The organism is Shewanella sp. MF05960 (assembly GCF_050849305.1).
In the GTDB taxonomy this organism is placed as follows: domain Bacteria; phylum Pseudomonadota; class Gammaproteobacteria; order Enterobacterales; family Shewanellaceae; genus Shewanella.
The window spans coordinates 36207-52763 of record NZ_JBOZPS010000019.1 but is presented as its reverse complement, the minus strand read 5'-3'; the positions used below and the strand labels follow the sequence as shown (position 1 = coordinate 52763).

Below are 16557 nucleotides of genomic sequence, written 5' to 3'. Positions count from 1 at the left end.
GCCGATTATCGGGACGGGATAATGTTAAGGAACAGAGATTGAACAAGAGCGTAGCGACAAATTTAATAGCCGCCATTTTTGTATTGGTCGGTTACGGCTTAGAGCAGCAAATCGTATTAACCATAGGCTTATTTGCATTATCTGGCGCAATCACTAACTGGTTAGCGATCCATATGCTGTTTGAAAAAGTCCCAGGGTTATATGGTTCTGGCGTCGTGCCATCACGTTTTGAAGAATTTAAAGCCGGTATTCAACATTTAATGATGCAGCAGTTTTTTACCCAAGAAAACATTGACCGTTTTTTAACGAGCAGCAGTGCCAGTCATATTGATTTAACGCCCGTGATTGAAAAAATTGATTTAGCGCCGTCTTTTGATGCGTTGGTTGATACGATTGAGAAGTCATCGTTTGGTGGCATGTTAGCAATGTTTGGCGGCACTGAAGCGCTTATCCCATTAAAAGAGCCCTTTATTGAAAAAATGAAGCTATCTTTGGTCGAATTAGCGCAAAGTGATCAATTTAACGCTATTTTAGTTAGTGAGCTTGAACAACCGAGTGTCATGGCAGATATGCAAGCTAAGGTCGCCAATATTGTTGAGCAACGCTTAAACGAGCTAACCCCAGAGTTAGTCAAGCAGATAATACAAGATATGATTAAAACCCACCTCGGTTGGTTAGTGGTATGGGGCGGGGTGTTTGGTGGCATTATTGGTGCTGCAGCGGCACTGATACAGTAAGACGTCACTTAAGGCATTTTGCTCACATTAATCATCGACTCGTTTTATGCTCATCATCTAATAGCCAGTGTGTTTAACACCTTTAATTGAGGTCAATATGAGCCAGCACAACAAAATTAATTATTTAGAAATACCGGTAAAAGATGTGTTGGCCACTAAAGCCTTTTTTAAGCAAGTGTTTGGTTGGCAGTTTCAGGATTACGGTCCTGATTACAGTTGCTTTTTACAAGTGGGTATTGACGGCGGTTTTTACCAGTCGTCTACCCAGTTTACATTAGCAACAGGCAGCCCATTGATTGTACTTTACAGTCAAGATTTACTGGCGACACAAACTGCAATTACTCAAGCGGGCGGTGCTATCAGCCGTGATGTTTTTACTTTCCCCGGAGGTAGACGTTTTCACTTCACCGACGTAAATGGTAACGAATATGCCGTATGGTCAGAATAATCGCTCGACAGTTGAAACACCTTGTGTCCGCCATTGTTGCTTAGACAGCAACGATGTGTGTTTAGGTTGCCATCGCTCGTTAGATGAAATCCTAGCGTGGCATTCGATGAACGATCAACAAAAAACTGCCTTGTTCGGCATTATGCAGCAACGCGCAATTGCGAGTAAACATCGCTAATCTGTGGTTTCACCAGCCTATTTTTCCTATTTTTCCTGTATTGCCTAATTTGTTTGCGGTTCAATATCGGTTCTAAAGAGCGTAAACCCACGCGCTTGATAGTTATGTAATGCACTGGGGTGATCTAACGAACACGTATGCACCCAAACACGTTGAGTATTGGGTAATGCCCACGCATGTTCGATGGCTTGTGTGAGTAAATCGCCACCAAAGCCCTTACCAATAAACCGCTCTCCTAGGCCAAAATACATTATTTCTACATTGCCAGCTTCTTGTTGCTGTAATTCAAAATAACCAGCTGGTGCCCCCTCAACATAAGCAACATACAAGTGCAGGTTTTCCGCTTCGCTATAGGCTTGCCATTGGTTGTCTGTCCACGCCAGTTTATCGGTCCATTCCCATGCCGCGCCGACAAACTGATACAGAAATCGATTGAATTCAAATTGTTTAACCTTGGTCTGGATTAACGTTAAACCGTTAGATTGCGGCTTAGCGTTAAGTTGACTGCGGTCGGTCATTTCTAAATTAAAAATACTGATTTCTGGCATCTATCGGATTCTCTTTTTGTGCTTTTGAGTGGTTAGTATAAACAAAAACACCACCTAGGTAGGTGGTGTTTGCTATGCGACTTGCAATTAATAAGCGCTGGCGTGAACGTTTTTCACTGCACGGCCCGATGGGTCGTTAATGCCTTGTAAGCTTGCATCCCACAATAGCGCTTCTGGTGTAGAGCAGGCCACTGTTTTGCCACCTGGTACCGTTTCTGCTGCACTGGTTAGTGGGAAGAACTCTTCAAAGAAGCTGCGATAGAAGTACGCTTCTTTTGACTCTGGCGTGTTGTACGGGAAACGGAATTTAGCGTTAGCAAATTGCACGTCATCAACGTTGGCTGCCGCGTGAGCTTTTAAGCCGTCAATCCACGAATATCCCACACCATCACTGAATTGCTCTTTTTGACGCCACACCACTTCTTTAGGCAATTTGTGCTCAAATGCCTGGCGTAAAATGTGCTTCTCGATGCGACCGTCTTTAGACATCTTCGCTTCAGGGTTAATGCGCATTGCTACATCAATAAACTCTTTATCTAAGAAAGGTACGCGTGCTTCTAGTCCCCATGCTGCCATGGCTTTGTTAGCACGCAGGCAATCAAATAAGTGTAACTTATCAAGTTTGCGCACTAATTCTTCATGAAACGCTTGGGCGTTAGGCGCTTTATGGAAATACAAGTAGCCACCAAATAGTTCGTCAGCACCTTCGCCAGACAACACCATTTTAATGCCCATAGCTTTAATTTTACGTGCCATTAAGTACATTGGCGTAGCGGCACGAATAGTGGTGACGTCGTATGTTTCTAGGTGATAAATCACTTCTTTAATCGCATCTAAGCCTTCTTGGAAGGTGTACACAATTGGGTGATGAATAGTGCCAATAGCATCGGCCACTTTTTGCGCCGCAACCAAATCAGGAGATTCTGCTAACCCTACTGCAAATGAATGCAGTTGTGGCCACCATGCGCCTGTTTCTCCATCGTTTTCAATACGGTGTTTTGCATATGTTTGGGTAATGGCTGAAATCACTGATGAATCTAGGCCACCAGACAATAATACTCCGTAAGGAACATCCGACATTAATTGGCGTTTCACCGCCGCTTCTAATGCGTCACGTAATTCTTCAATGCTAGCTGGGTTATCTTTAACGGCGTCAAAATCGCGCCAGTCACGATGATAATACTGAGTTGGTTTACCGTCGGCAGAATATAGATACTGTCCTGGATAAAACTCAGCAACAGTTTTACATACTGGCATTAATGCTTTCATTTCAGAGGCAACGTAGAAGTTACCAGACGCATCAAGACCGGTGTAAAGTGGGATAATACCCATGTGGTCGCGACCGATTAAGTAAGTGCCTTTGGCTTTGTCATACAGTACGAATGCGAAGATACCGTTCAGTTTGTCTAAAAAGTCACAACCGTATTCTTGGTAAAGTGACAAAATCACTTCGCAATCTGAGTTGGTTTGATACTGGTATTTGTCACCTAGCTGAGCTTTTAACTGCTTGTGGTTATAAATTTCACCGTTTACGGCTAATACTATGTTGCCATCAAGACTGATAAGCGGTTGCGCTCCGTGGTCAACGTCAACAATCGATAAACGTTCATGCGCTAAAATGGCTTTGTCATCAGCATAGATGCCAGACCAATCTGGACCGCGGTGACGCAGTAGCTTTGACATTTCTAACGCCACCTGGCGAAGTTTACTTGCATCAGTTTTGATGTCTAAAATTGAAAATATTGAACACATAATACGGCTCCAGCAGCGTTAGCTAATCTTTATCTGTTTTCTACTTTGCCAGTATTTTTGTTAACTGCCAAGTCAATTTTTTGAGATAACATCATAAATATGGTGTTTTTAATGGTTTTATCTCTTTTAAATATCTTTTTGTTTGAGTAATGTTTTGTGAAATTGCTATTTATCTGCAGTATCTTTATTTTTATCGCGATAATGGCTATTTTTTTTAAGATTTCATAATCAAATCCCACTAAAAGCCATAATTGCACTAATGCTGTGCGCTTGATGTTTATTTGAGCAAAAGTGGGGCTTAATGGTCATTTTACGGCATTAACATGGCCATAATAGCGCCTACGGGACATGCAGATGCGCGATAATGGGGCTTCTATTCACTCACAGGTAGCCAATCATATCTAACGAGTGATGTGTTTTAATACTCGATATGATCACTTTTTTTGCTCACTCAGCCGAACCTGATGAATAACATCATTTTATAACGAAAACTTATTGAAGGAGAAAGAATGGTAGGTGAAACAAATTTAACGACATTACTCTCATCAATGTCACCGGTATTGTTAGATGATGAATACGTTTTTTGCTCAGTGCCGGGCGGCCAATATGGTGATTATCAACGCTTATCGCCACTGGCGACCTTTCGCGAATCAGAAGGGTTGACGTTAGTATTAACCAAAACGGCAGCGCTAGAGGGTGGCTTGTCTTTTGAGTCAGTGTTTAAAGGCATTACCTTAACGGTACACTCTAGTCTTGATGCCGTTGGTTTAACGGCAGCTGTGGCTAATAAACTCACCGAAAAAGGCATCAGTGCCAATGTCATTGCCGCTTATTATCATGACCATATTTTTGTGCAAACCGAAAAGGCGGCTTTAGCCATCGAAGCCCTAAATGAATTTAGCAACCTGTAGTCACGTTTATCCAGCGGCTTGGCTCACACAACGCTTACATGACACAAAGATTAATGGCACAGATGGTTACTAGCAAAATAATAGCCAAATACTAGCCAAATACTAGCCAAATACTAGCCAAATACTAGCCAAATACGAATAAAAAAAGCCCATCAAATACATGATGGGCCAATCCTTGCTGGGGGGAAGGAATTCGGTGGTGCTGCGCTAATCTGCAGGACGTAATTGATTAAATTCAGAACCGGCAAAGTAGCCAGGCCAATCTTGATTGTTACCTAACTCAGCAGCTGCTTGGTAGTACACGCCCAAATCTTGCAATGCACCAGATAAATCCCAATCTGCATGGTAATGATCGCATACGTTGTGATAACAGCCTTTCATTTGCTCACTCATTAGCGCTTTATATTTCGCGGTTGCTTCATCAAGCGGCTCTGCGCCGCCACCGGCAAATACGGCTGGAACGCCTAACTTGGCAAAACTGAAATGATCTGAGCGGAAAAAACCGCCAGAGGCTGGATTGCTTTCACCAGTGGTGACCCGGTTTTGACTTGCCGCAGCCTTATCTAAATACACTTCTAACTCGGACTGGCCTTTGCCGACAATGGTGTAATCTTTGGTTTTGCCATACACATTGGTACTGTCGAGGTTAAACACTGCAACCGTTTTATCGATAGGATAAAGCGGATTGGCTGCGTAGTAGCGAGAACCGAGTAAGCCTTGCTCTTCACCCGTGGTAGCAATAAAGGTTAATGAGCGTTTAAGGCCATTCCCCGCTTTAGCTTGCTCGGCAAATTGACGCGCTATTTCTAATATGCCCGCTGTGCCTGAGGCATTATCTAGGGCGCCATTGTAGATTTTGTCGCCTTCTTTACTGTCATCGGTACCAATATGATCCCAGTGGGCGGTAAACAGAATATGCTCATTAACCTGGCTAGTACCAGGTAAGGTAGCCACGACATTATAACTGTCGGCATAGTCCGCTTTATTGGTAAATTCGATAGAGGCATTTTGGGCTAAATCAACGTTTAATGCGCTGTCTGCCGCGCGGTCCATTAACGAGGGTAATGATAAACCCGCTTTGTTAAACAAGTTGTTGGCACTGTCTAAGGTTATCCAACCTTCAACTTGTACTCGTTTGTCTTGTTCAGTTTTGTTCAGCACTAAATCTTGTTGCGCACCTGTCCAGCTATTTTCAACCACCGACCAAGGGTAGGATGCGGGTTTGGTGTCGTGGATAATAATCGCGCCCAGCGCACCTTGACGGCTGGCTTCTTCAAATTTGTAGCTCCAACGGCCGTAATACGTCATGGCATTGCCGTTAAACTTTTTATCATTAGGATGCGCAAAACCGGGATCATTAACCAATATAATGGCTATTTTTCCTTGCATATCGATGTCTTGATAATCGTTCCACTCGTACTCAGGTGCATTAATGCCATAACCCACAAACACCAATGGGGCATCCTTGATACTGACTTGTTGGTTGTCGTGGCGACTGCCCAGCACAATATCTTGGCGATATTGCATTGCTATACCCGCTAAATTAACCTTTTGTTGTTCGCTCGCGGTGTAACTCACCATCGGCACAGGCTGTAAAAAGCTGCCATTATTTGCACAGGTAAGACCCATTTTAGTAAAAGCGGCAGACAGATAGTCAAGGGTGAGTTTTTCACCGTGGGTCGTGGGCGCACGGCCTTCAAATTTGTCTGATGATAAGGTTTCGATATCGGTTCTAAAGCGCTGCTCGTCAAAGCTCACTTGAGTTGTTTTTGTTGGGGTATCTTGTGGTGGGGTGGTTGACTCACCACCATTACATGCACTGAGCAGCGCTACGGCGCAAAGAGGAAACAGTCGTTTCATGCTCTATCCTGATTATCGTTTTTATTATTTCGGACCAGCATAATGAATCAAGCCAGCGCGCTATGACAAGGGCTCTGGCTTGATAATGTGTTACCTAATGTAAATGTAATGGCTTAATGTAATCGTTAAATGTGTGGCCTTACACCACGTCAATATCACCGGCGCAGGCAAACACATGGTTTGGTCTAAACGGTTCTTTATCGATGTCGCTCATTTGGCTCACGCCACTGGTGACTAAAATAGTTTCAAGCCCTGCTTGAAAGCCCGCTAAAATATCGGTGCGCATATTGTCACCAATAATAATGGTATTTTCAGAATGGCCTTGAATGTGGTTCAGTGCGGAGCGAATAATCCATGAGCTTGGCTTGCCCACGTAAAAGGGCATTTTGCCTGTTATACGTTCAATAGCAGCACACAATGCGCCACACGCGGGGCTAAATGCTGGGCCATGTGTATCTGGATTGGTGGCAATAAATCGTGCACCGCCCGCCACAAAACGTGACGCTTTATGGATCATTTCCCAGTTGTATGAGCGCGTTTCGCCCACAATAACAAAATCAGGGTTAATGTCGGTAATCGTAAAGCCTGCGTTGTACAACTCGTGGGTGAGGGCGCCTTCACCAATCACATAGGCCTTGGTGCCGGTTTGGTGTTTAAGAAAATCCGCCGTTGCCATTGCCGAGGTATAAAAGCAGGTTTCGGGTACATTAATGCCCGCCGCACCCAGACGGTTTTGTAAATCTTTACCGGTTTGTACAGGATAATTGGTGAGAATAACCAGCGGATTGCCTTGCTCTAAGATGCGGTGAATAAATTTATCACTACCAGGGATTAACTTGTTGTCGTGCAGTAACACACCATCAATATCACATATAATATTTTTCATTCTTTCATTTCTTCCTTCAAATACAACCTACTTACATCTAATGCTAATTCAGACTAGAAAACAACGATTAAATGCAAAAAATGCAGGTATTGAATTAACAGCACTATTCGTTAAATGAAGGTTATTTGAAGGGATAAATAAGAGTGATGGTTATGTTAATTATTACTTTCATTGTGCTAACACATATACCTCCTGTCGTGCAGTCACACCTTTAGCTAGATCGTTAGGTTACCTTTTTCATTTCGGACCTCCTTCCTAAAGCGTTCCTAGCACACTCAGTGGGTCTTTCAAGCGACAAAATAACGCAAAAAACAGCAAAGCCATTTCTATGTGCTTCAGGCTAAAGTATGATGATGTTATAAATTTGTGAGGGATTATAGGTTTTTAAGGGTTTTGGACTGTCTGTATAATGCATTTTCTATGTTTATAAGATGTAGTGCATATAATTGATTTACACTTAATGACAGTCAATATACCGAGCGTTATCCTATAAACAGGATCTACTTATTCCGATACAGGTGCCTCAATAATGTTTGATTTATCTATCAAAAAAATGCTCCAAATCACAATCACGCTTTCCTTGTTGGCTTTAGTGATTTTGATTTCGGTCAGTAATATTCAACAAACCCATATTCATGAAGGTGTCGTGCACGAAGAGGCGCAGGTTAATGCTATTTTCGCGCTTAAAGACACGCGTTATTTTGTGGTGCAAATTCAGCAATTTTTAACCGATGTTGGCGCCACCAAGAGCGATGAAGCTAAAGCGGAAGCATTAGAAAGCCTAAACGGCGCACTCGAAAAGCTTGATTTATTGATTGCTGTTGCGCCAGAGGTGAGTCAAAGAGCGCAAGAGATTAAACGCAAGGTCAATGATTTGCATGCCTCTGGCGTTAATATGGCTGATGCTTATTTAACTCAAGGTACTGAAGCGGGTAATCAGCTTATGAAAGGGGCGGGTGGATTTGATGAAGTGTCATCGAACCTTGCTGATGATTTAGATTTATTGGCTGATGAAATTGATGGTAAATTTGATGCCGCGGTGAAAGAGACCTTATTCGCCACGCAATCTGCTGCCAGCGTGCAATTGTGGGGTAATATTGGCCTCGGCGTGTTTCTGACCATTATTTTATTGCTGCTTTACCGCGCGATTGTTAACCCTTTGAGAATATTAGATGATTCGATGCGCAATATCGCCTCTGGTGCAAAAGATTTAACGGTCAAATTGGATGACAGCGGCAATACTGAAATTGCCAAAGTGGCACGTAGCTTTAACCTGTTTGTACGCCAAATACGCGAGTTAATTACTGACTTTAATGACAATAGTCAACAATTGGGCACGGCAAGCGTGCAGTTAACCTCTTCAAGCAATGAAACCTTAGCCGGTATGCAGCGTCTACAAAGTGAGACCGAGCAAGTAGCAACAGCGATGAATCAAATGCAAGCCACCGTGATAGAAGTGGCGAACAATGCCGAATTAGCCGCCCAAGCAGCCAAGGACTCTGATACCCAAGCGGTGCAGGGTGATAAAGTGGTTCAGCTTACGATTACCTCAATTGAAGCATTAGCCAATGGCGTTGAGCACGCAGCCACCGCGTTACATCAGCTTGAAAAAGATACCGATAATATTGGCAGTATTTTAGATGTTATCCGCAGTATTTCTGACCAAACCAACTTACTGGCTCTTAACGCCGCGATTGAAGCTGCACGTGCGGGTGAGCATGGCCGAGGCTTTGCGGTAGTGGCGGATGAAGTACGAACATTGTCAAAACGCACGCAAGATTCGACCAATCAAATTCAGCAAATGATTGGTCAGTTACAAAACGGTGTGAAAGATGCGGTGACCGTAATGGATTCAAGTCGTCAGCAAGCATTTAAGAGCACAGAACAAGCCGCGCAAGCGGGTGAGGCACTCAGTAAAATTACTGAATCGGTTGCGACTATATCGAATATGGCGACTCAAATTGCTACTGCCGCTGAAGAACAAACCGCAGTGACGGATGAGATTAATCGTAATATTGTTAATATCAGCGACGAAGCAGGATTAACGGCGAACAACGCGCAGCAATCTTACAGTGCCAGCGTGCAAGTAGATGAGTTATCGCAGCAACTGCGTGGACAAATTGGTCAATTTAAAACGCATTAGTTAATGGTTTAATCCACCATACGATCACTATATGTGGTTATTGATTTGATTGATAAAATGATACAAAAATGCCTGTTAGCGATAACAGGCATTTTTTATTGTGTTGATGTGGTTAATGGTTAATGGTAAGTAATTAACCGCTAATCAGGCTTAACATTCAACGATGTTAACCGCTAAACCACCTTTGGCAGTTTCTTTGTATTTGCTGCGCATATCTTTACCGGTGTCCATCATGGTTTTGATGACTTTGTCTAACGACACCTTGTGATTACCGTCGCCGCGCAGTGCCATGCGTGAGGCATTAATGGCTTTCACCGCGCCCATCGCATTACGTTCAATACACGGCACTTGTACGAGGCCGCCAACAGGATCGCAAGTTAACCCAAGGTTATGTTCCATGCCGATTTCGGCGGCGTTTTCGACGTGCTCAACCGTACCGCCCATAATTTCGGTTAATGCACCTGCTGCCATCGAGCAAGCTACGCCTACTTCACCCTGACAGCCTACTTCAGCGCCAGAGATAGAGGCATTTTTCTTGTATAAAATACCAATTGCAGCTGCCGTGAGTAAGTAACGGCTACAGACATCAATGTCGACTTCTTGCACAAACATATCGTAGTAACACAATACCGCAGGGATAATGCCCGCAGCACCGTTTGTTGGTGCGGTAACAACGCGGTCGCCCGCGGCATTTTGCTCGTTAACCGACAAGGCAAATAAATCAACCCAATCCATTGCGGTTAGCGGATCAGTATTATTACGACCTTCGGCTTTTAGGCGGCGATAAAGTGCAGGGGCACGACGACGTAGCTTTAAGCCGCCAGGCAAAATACCTTCTTTTTGATAACCGCGCTCTACGCAGCTTTTCATGGTTTGCCAAATTTTCCACAAACCTTGTTTAATGTCTTCTTCGCTGGCGATGCTCATTTCGTTAGACATCATTAACGATGAAATGCTTAAACCGTTATCGCAGCACAGTTGCAATAAATGCAAAGCACTGTTGAAGTCGTAGGGGGCTTGTTCAATCGGTGTGGCAGGTGAGGCATTACGTTGGGTAATTTCATCTTCATCAAGAATAAAGCCGCCGCCTACAGAGTAATAGGTGCGCTTATAAATGCATTCGCCTTTTGATAGCGCGTATAACGTCATGGCGTTTGCATGCGCAGGTAAGGTTTTACGTCTGTGGTAAGTGACGCCATCATCACGGGTAAACTTAACTAAACGACCATCGGCCAGAGTGAGTTGTTGGTTTTTTGAGACCGCGTCTAAAATGGCATCAACCCCATCGGTGTCAACGGTTTCAGGATCTTCACCCATTAAGCCTAAAATGACCGCTTTACCGGTACCGTGGCCTTTGCCTGTTTGACCTAAAGAACCAAACAATTCGGCTTGTAATTCATCGGTTTGATCCAATAAATTGTTGTCTGCTACATGTTGAATAAAAATTTTACCAGCCTTCATCGGGCCCATCGTGTGGGAGCTTGAAGGACCAATACCAATTTTGAACATGTCAAATACACTAATCATCTTGTGTAACCCTTGCTGAGTCGTTTATTGTTTTCGTTATTAGTGAGTATAATCGCCTTATATCAACTTGGCGGTTTATCTCTTTTGTGAGCAGAGTATCCCACAGTTTGATGAATGACAGTTCATTAGATTTTTTTATGCATAATTTTCACATTAGCTTGTCTTATCATGCACAATAACCGCAATATTTAGACGTTGACGATACGATTAGGGGAACAGTTTGAGCTATTTAATGATGGATTTAGCCGGTTTAACAGTATCAAATCTGGAAACCGAGCAGTTACAACACCCAAAAGTGGGTGGGATAATTTTATTTACACGCAATTTTGAAAATAAAAACCAGCTAATTGAGCTAGTTAAGCAAGTTCGCCGCATTCGGCCAGAATTGTTAATTGCCGTAGACCACGAAGGTGGCCGGGTACAGCGTTTTCGTGAAGGTTTTAGTTTAATTCCTGCGATGGGTGATATTTTACCCGCTGCGAACATGGATTTAACATTAGCAAAACAATGGGCGAAAGAATGTGGCTTTTTAATGGCGATAGAGCTACTTGCGTGCGATATTGATTTAAGTTTTGCACCGGTCTTAGATGTAAACGGTATAAGTGAAGTGATTGGTAAACGCAGTTTTAGTCCTAACCCTGCACACGTCAGTGCGCTAGCTGAGCAGTTTATTATCGGCATGAACGAAGCGGGTATGGCAGCAGTAGGTAAGCATTTTCCTGGACACGGCAGTGTTGCTGCCGATTCGCACATTGCAATGCCAGTAGACCCTCGCACTAAAGATGTGATTGACGCATTTGATATGGTGCCATTTAAGCAACTGATTGGCCAAAAACAGTTGCAAGGAGTGATGCCCGCGCACGTAGTGTATTCAGCTATTGACCCTAATCCTGCTGGGTTTTCAGCATACTGGTTACAAACGGTATTACGTCAACAATTGGCGTTTGACGGGGTGATATTTTCTGATGATTTAGGCATGAAGGGCGCGAGCTTTGCGGGTAACTATCAAGGACGTGCTAAAGCGGCTTTAGAGGCGGGATGTGACATGATTTTAGTGTGTAACGACCCGACAGGCGTTAATGCATTACTGACTGATTTTGTTTGGCCAGCAGATGAGCCGCTGCATACGGCATTGGCGCTTAAAAGTCAGCCTGCGCAAGTGTGCCATGCTCTAGAGCAGCAATCCCGCATTCAAGCGGCGCAAGTGCTCATGTTGGAAATAAATAATTTCATAAAATCGCTAATGTAATTATTAGGGTATTCAAGTATTTGTCATTGCGGCCATGGTGATCATTTATTTTGAATTATTCGGCATTCAATACAGGGTAAAATCGCGCTTCGATACGACCCTGTTTTGCTTTAGCTAGTTTAAACCGAAAAGCGGTTTTCAGTGTCTCTGAAAATGCTTTTCTACTGTGTTATGTCTGTTGCTTTAATTACTTTTAGGGGCAAAAAGTAATCTCGACCTTGCTTACTAATGTGATCTGCAATGTTAACTTGGTAACCCGTAACATTGATTGAAATAAAAGCACCTTCGATGTTCAGAAGTTTTATTCAAGCTAGGTGGTAGTGATTCCATTAGACTTTTCAGAGGTTTTTATTTGGTAAGAACAACGTCGTTTTATTAAGAAAGCATATTCATCACATGCATGTAAACGTCTAACGAAGTAAACCTAATACTGATGTTATGTTTCTCTAATAATACCTGCTCAATGAGCAATTTGGAGCTGGTGATGAAAACTTACAGAACCACTACTCAGTGGCAGATGCTACTTCAGCAACGTAGCTTGTTTAGTGGCACTACTATCGAATTTTGCCAACTACATAAAATCTCTATCATCACTTACTATAATTAGCGTGCTTTACTGGTTGAGTACAAGCCTAATTCAACTTTGCCAATGCTGTGCCTGGCTGCGTGGTTGATTATCTTTAATGATATTAAGATCATACCAAAAAAGAGACAAGCTTAATTGACTGTTCTGCTTAGCCGTCTGAGTTGGTCTACCTTCATGCTGTCATGGGCTCATACTCGTCGTAAATTTATCGACGAGAAAAAACTACAAAGGAAAAATATAACCGGTAGAGTTGATGTGATACTAAGCCTTATCCAAAAGTTGTACGGTGTTGAGCCACGGGTAAAAGTGTAAAGCAGTGATGAAAGTACGTCGCTAGACAAGAGGTTAGTCTGCCTATTCTAAGCAAGCTTAAACATCACTTACCTTGATGAACAGTGTCAACTCAAGCCGGACATTGGCAGCCTGTTACATCTGACTTTAAACAATCGGTGCAGTTAGCTAGTCGATTACACTAGAAAGTATATTTTAACGAAAAAAATAAAGAACGGGGTTCTCCGATAAAATACGAGTATTGATTAAAACTAAAATCCGCTCTTTCTGCATAGTTTTGATTAGTTAAATTTAATATACGTGCACTAAATGTTAAATTCCTATGGATGTCAGTATTCATTCTCAAGTTCAATAAATTATGACCTTCATATTCAGAGGTATTCTCAGGGTTCAAGAAATAATTACCTAAGTGAATCCATTCAAGTTCAACTCTTGACCCTTGATCACTGTTCCATCCTAACTGCACACTCCCCATGTGCTGTGGTGCAGTGTCTATTTCATTTCCTTTGATATCATTATGACTTAGATTCAGTGTTGAATTATATTTGTGGTTTGCCAAAGTACCATTAGCATTTAGGTATAATCTATACGGTAATTGATAATTAAGACTTAATTCAAAGCCATTGTGTGACGTTTTGCCATCACTGATATTCTGTCGATTAGTATCTTGAAATATAAAATTATCTTTTTGCATCGTAAACGCGGTTATATCGTAGTAAATATCTGAATATTGCCCTCGTAATCCAATTTCAAAGGAGCTGATTTGCTCAGGTTCTAAGTCCGCGATTTGTTGCCCTGCTTGCAACCGAAATAACTCTGTAGCTTGAGGTGCTCTATAACCTATTGAATAAGTGGAGTAAATACTATGTTTATCACCAAGTAAATATTGGCTGCTTAACTGATATGCTGGTTCAGCAAATGTAACATTTTGATCTTTAGGTCGAGTGAATCTACATTTAGTGACATTAACATTGCAAATATCACCATCGGATAAATGATTTTTATAATTATACTTAGTTTGTTCTAATCGAACCCCTGCAGAGAGTGAGCCTTTCGATGACCAAGCCCAATTAAGTTGGCTGTATAAGGCTAAAATCTTTGCATCTACGGTGTAATTATAATGAACTCCAGTGGGGGTTGTAGGTGAAAAGTCTGCAGCTTGGGTTTCTGTTAAGTCGCCTGCTGTAAGATCTATATCTGCACCTAAATGCCATTGCGCATCGCCAAATTTTTTTACCATATTTGTTTTTAACCCAAGTCCCAGTTGATCATTTTCTTCTAATGGTTTCCAAGGCAAATAATGTTGCAAAAAGGCCATATCGGTCCAACGAACATATGGAGTAATACTGTAGTTTGTATTTTGATCAACCTGTATATCTACTTTGCTATATGCTCGCACCGATTTACTGTCTCGAAACGCTTCTGGATTTGGATTAACTTGTCTTAAACTGTGATCTTTATAAGCTTCAAATCCGGCAACTAATCCTGCCGTTTCTTGATTTAAATTTGTAACAGCGATAACGCTTTTAACATCGAGTTTATGTGTTCGATATTGATGTATTGCCGTCGCTTTTTGTTGTTCATAACCACTGTCATTTTTATAACCACCATCTTGGCTAGTATTGCCAAAAAACATGATGGCGTGGTCATCCATTAAACGTGTTACGCTTATATGATTATTCAAATAATCGTGGGGACCAATGCCAATTCCTATGGAGTTTGTTGCTTGATCTATTGGATTAGGAGTAATGATGTTAATAACACCATGAACAGCATTTGTGCCAAATAAAGTACTTGATGGCCCTCGGAGTACCTCAATGCGTGCAGCTTGTTCACTATTCACATCAAATAACTGATTTGCATTACAAAAGCCTGGAGCTCGAACTGAAATACCATCTTGTGCTATGACAAATGCCCCACAGCCTCCTGCTCCCGTTAATACGGGGGAGCGGATCGCCGTTAAATGCTCTTGTCCATTTCCGCGGCTAATCCAACCGCCAGCTACGCGTGAAAAAGCTTGATTAATGTGTTCATGTTCAATAAAACCTAATTCTTCGGCATTGATTACCGCCAAATTACTTGCAACAGAGAGTAACGGACTCTCTGTTGCAGTAGCTGTTACTGTTATTTGTTCAATAGATTCATTTGAGGTGTTTGCTAATACAGCGCCATTAGCAAGTAGAAGCGAAAATGTAATTATTTTTAGTTTCACAGGTATTCCTAATCTTCATTTGCTCAAGGTTTTAAAATGATACTTATTGCGTACTAATAAATTGCCCAATATAATCAATAACTTGGTTTGTGTGATCTAAAAAGGGTGTATGACTGCTTGTATTGATTACTTTTATCTGTAGATTATCGACAAAACGAGGTATTTCTCGAAATGTGTCGTTAGAAAACGCTTTGTCATCTTTCGACCAAATTAATAAACTGGGAACAGTGACCCGAGCAGCTTTACTCGGCCAATAACTCTTTTCATTAATATCATCAAAATTAGGAATATTGGCTTTATACCAATTAATCGCTGCTTCTGCAGCACCTGCCTGACTCCATGCCGATAAGAATGCACGCTTAAATTCATCACTTAACACACCTTGTTCATGCAGTTTAGCCAGTGCCTCGCCCCACATTAATTCAGGTCCTTTAATATAAAAGTAGAGTTTTCCAACCCAACTTGTCATTTTACTGATATATCCAGATGCAGCCCTTTGTGAATCACTGTTTGACAGCATATTTAACATGACATTATATGGTGGTGCATTAATAACGATAAGTTTATCGACGAGTGCAGGATGTTGCTGAGCCACTGACCAAGCTAAAACGCCTCCCCAATCATGACCAATGATAATAACGGGTCTATCATCTGCTACATATTTAATTAATTCAACAACATCGCTCACTAAACACTCGATTTTATAATCATTTATTTCGGGTGGTTTTTCAGTAAAACCATAGCCTCGATTGTCTGGTGCAACTACATGAAATCGTTTGCTTAATGGTTTTAGTAATGGATCCCACGTTTCACCGAAATATGGAAAACCATGCAAGAGTATTATTACAGGGCCTGAACCTGACTCAACATAATGAAACCTAAGTCCATTTATCATTACAGTGTTTGATGAATAACCCAAATAGCTCTTTGGCTCGTTAACTTGTTGTAATGTCAGTGTGCCCTGATTGTTATCACAACCAGAAATACTCACAAAACCTGCTATCGAGATCAAAAAAGACAACATAATTGTTATTTTCATATTTCCTCTATGTATTAATTAAGTTCGAACAAATCAAATTACTAGTGAACACTTCGACATTAAAATGAAAAACAAAATTAAAAACAGGTTTAACACCTTTAAAACAATGACTAATCCACATTTATCGTGTTTTTAAATAGATGTTGAATCATATTTATAGCGCCAAACCATAAGTTTATCAAATAAAAAT

13 protein-coding genes and 1 pseudogene are annotated in these 16557 nt (G+C 41.8%); 7 read left to right on the top strand and 7 right to left on the bottom strand.

Translation table 11 applies throughout. The features are described 5' to 3' along the window. The first annotated feature begins 38 nt into the window (after positions 1-38). From ACROAE_RS16890 to ACROAE_RS16880, 3 genes are all read left to right on the top strand, one after another. Positions 39-737 (top strand): DUF445 domain-containing protein, encoded by a 699-nt coding sequence (locus ACROAE_RS16890; RefSeq protein WP_432403866.1) that lies wholly within the window; start codon positions 39-41, stop codon positions 735-737. A gap of 97 nt (positions 738-834) precedes the next feature. After that, positions 835-1185 carry a VOC family protein gene (locus ACROAE_RS16885; protein ID WP_432403864.1) on the top strand — a complete coding sequence of 117 codons (351 nt, stop codon included), beginning with the start codon at positions 835-837 and terminating at the stop codon, positions 1183-1185. Then, on the top strand, positions 1166-1363 hold the full coding sequence (locus ACROAE_RS16880) for a DUF1289 domain-containing protein (protein WP_432403862.1): 198 nt from the start codon (positions 1166-1168) through the stop codon (positions 1361-1363). The genes ACROAE_RS16885 and ACROAE_RS16880 overlap by 20 nt, the downstream gene beginning before the upstream one ends. A 44-nt stretch (positions 1364-1407) precedes the next feature. Here ACROAE_RS16880 and ACROAE_RS16875 read toward each other — a convergent pair whose 3' ends face one another. Then, the gene (locus ACROAE_RS16875) at positions 1408-1911 is read right to left on the bottom strand and encodes a GNAT family N-acetyltransferase (protein ID WP_432403860.1); all 504 of its coding nucleotides are present in this window, start codon (positions 1909-1911) and stop codon (positions 1408-1410) included. A gap of 87 nt (positions 1912-1998) precedes the next feature. Next, complete coding sequence (gene asnB / locus ACROAE_RS16870) at positions 1999-3663, bottom strand: asparagine synthase B (RefSeq protein ID WP_432403858.1); 1665 nt, start codon at positions 3661-3663, stop codon at positions 1999-2001. 509 nt (positions 3664-4172) lie between these two features. Here asnB and ACROAE_RS16865 point away from each other — a divergent pair. After that, positions 4173-4574 carry an ACT domain-containing protein gene (locus ACROAE_RS16865; RefSeq protein WP_432403856.1) on the top strand — a complete coding sequence of 134 codons (402 nt, stop codon included), beginning with the start codon at positions 4173-4175 and terminating at the stop codon, positions 4572-4574. A 207-nt stretch (positions 4575-4781) separates the two neighbouring features. Here ACROAE_RS16865 and ACROAE_RS16860 read toward each other — a convergent pair whose 3' ends face one another. Both ACROAE_RS16860 and ACROAE_RS16855 read right to left on the bottom strand, forming a co-directional pair. After that, positions 4782-6434 (bottom strand): M28 family metallopeptidase, encoded by a 1653-nt coding sequence (locus ACROAE_RS16860; RefSeq protein WP_432403854.1) that lies wholly within the window; start codon positions 6432-6434, stop codon positions 4782-4784. A 139-nt stretch (positions 6435-6573) separates the two neighbouring features. Continuing rightward, positions 6574-7320, bottom strand: coding sequence for an HAD-IIA family hydrolase (locus ACROAE_RS16855; protein ID WP_432403851.1), 747 nt, complete (start codon positions 7318-7320; stop codon positions 6574-6576). A gap of 529 nt (positions 7321-7849) precedes the next feature. Between ACROAE_RS16855 and ACROAE_RS16850 the strand changes: the two genes are divergently transcribed. After that, positions 7850-9463, top strand: a complete 1614-nt coding sequence (locus ACROAE_RS16850; protein ID WP_432403849.1) for a methyl-accepting chemotaxis protein — start codon at positions 7850-7852, stop codon at positions 9461-9463. Between the two features lie 150 nt (positions 9464-9613). Here the strand turns inward: ACROAE_RS16850 and ACROAE_RS16845 are convergent, their stop codons facing one another. Further along, positions 9614-10990: an L-serine ammonia-lyase gene (locus tag ACROAE_RS16845; protein WP_432403847.1), complete on the bottom strand. Its 1377-nt coding sequence runs from the start codon at positions 10988-10990 to the stop codon at positions 9614-9616. 220 nt (positions 10991-11210) lie between these two features. Between ACROAE_RS16845 and nagZ the strand changes: the two genes are divergently transcribed. Then, entirely contained in the window at positions 11211-12239 is a 1029-nt protein-coding gene (nagZ, locus tag ACROAE_RS16840; protein ID WP_432403845.1) for a beta-N-acetylhexosaminidase, read from the top strand. Between the two features lie 769 nt (positions 12240-13008). Then, positions 13009-13199, top strand: a pseudogene (locus tag ACROAE_RS16835) (IS66 family transposase); the annotation flags it as partial. 98 nt (positions 13200-13297) lie between these two features. On the opposite strand, the gene ACROAE_RS16830 reads toward ACROAE_RS16835, so the two are convergent. Continuing rightward, positions 13298-15328, bottom strand: a complete 2031-nt coding sequence (locus ACROAE_RS16830; RefSeq protein ID WP_432403843.1) for a TonB-dependent receptor — start codon at positions 15326-15328, stop codon at positions 13298-13300. A 43-nt stretch (positions 15329-15371) separates the two neighbouring features. After that, positions 15372-16367: an alpha/beta fold hydrolase gene (locus tag ACROAE_RS16825; protein WP_432403841.1), complete on the bottom strand. Its 996-nt coding sequence runs from the start codon at positions 16365-16367 to the stop codon at positions 15372-15374. Positions 16368-16557 lie beyond the last annotated feature (190 nt).

Coding starts and splice junctions, on each gene's coding strand:
- ACROAE_RS16885 (WP_432403864.1), top strand. CDS start 835: ATGAGCCAGCACAACAAAATTAATTATTTAGAAATACCGGTAAAAGAT.
- ACROAE_RS16880 (WP_432403862.1), top strand. CDS start 1,166: ATGCCGTATGGTCAGAATAATCGCTCGACAGTTGAAACACCTTGTGTC.
- ACROAE_RS16875 (WP_432403860.1), bottom strand. CDS start 1,911: ATGCCAGAAATCAGTATTTTTAATTTAGAAATGACCGACCGCAGTCAA.
- asnB (WP_432403858.1), bottom strand. CDS start 3,663: ATGTGTTCAATATTTTCAATTTTAGACATCAAAACTGATGCAAGTAAA.
- ACROAE_RS16865 (WP_432403856.1), top strand. CDS start 4,173: ATGGTAGGTGAAACAAATTTAACGACATTACTCTCATCAATGTCACCG.
- ACROAE_RS16860 (WP_432403854.1), bottom strand. CDS start 6,434: ATGAAACGACTGTTTCCTCTTTGCGCCGTAGCGCTGCTCAGTGCATGT.
- ACROAE_RS16855 (WP_432403851.1), bottom strand. CDS start 7,320: ATGAAAAATATTATATGTGATATTGATGGTGTGTTACTGCACGACAAC.
- ACROAE_RS16850 (WP_432403849.1), top strand. CDS start 7,850: ATGTTTGATTTATCTATCAAAAAAATGCTCCAAATCACAATCACGCTT.
- ACROAE_RS16845 (WP_432403847.1), bottom strand. CDS start 10,990: ATGATTAGTGTATTTGACATGTTCAAAATTGGTATTGGTCCTTCAAGC.
- ACROAE_RS16825 (WP_432403841.1), bottom strand. CDS start 16,367: ATGAAAATAACAATTATGTTGTCTTTTTTGATCTCGATAGCAGGTTTT.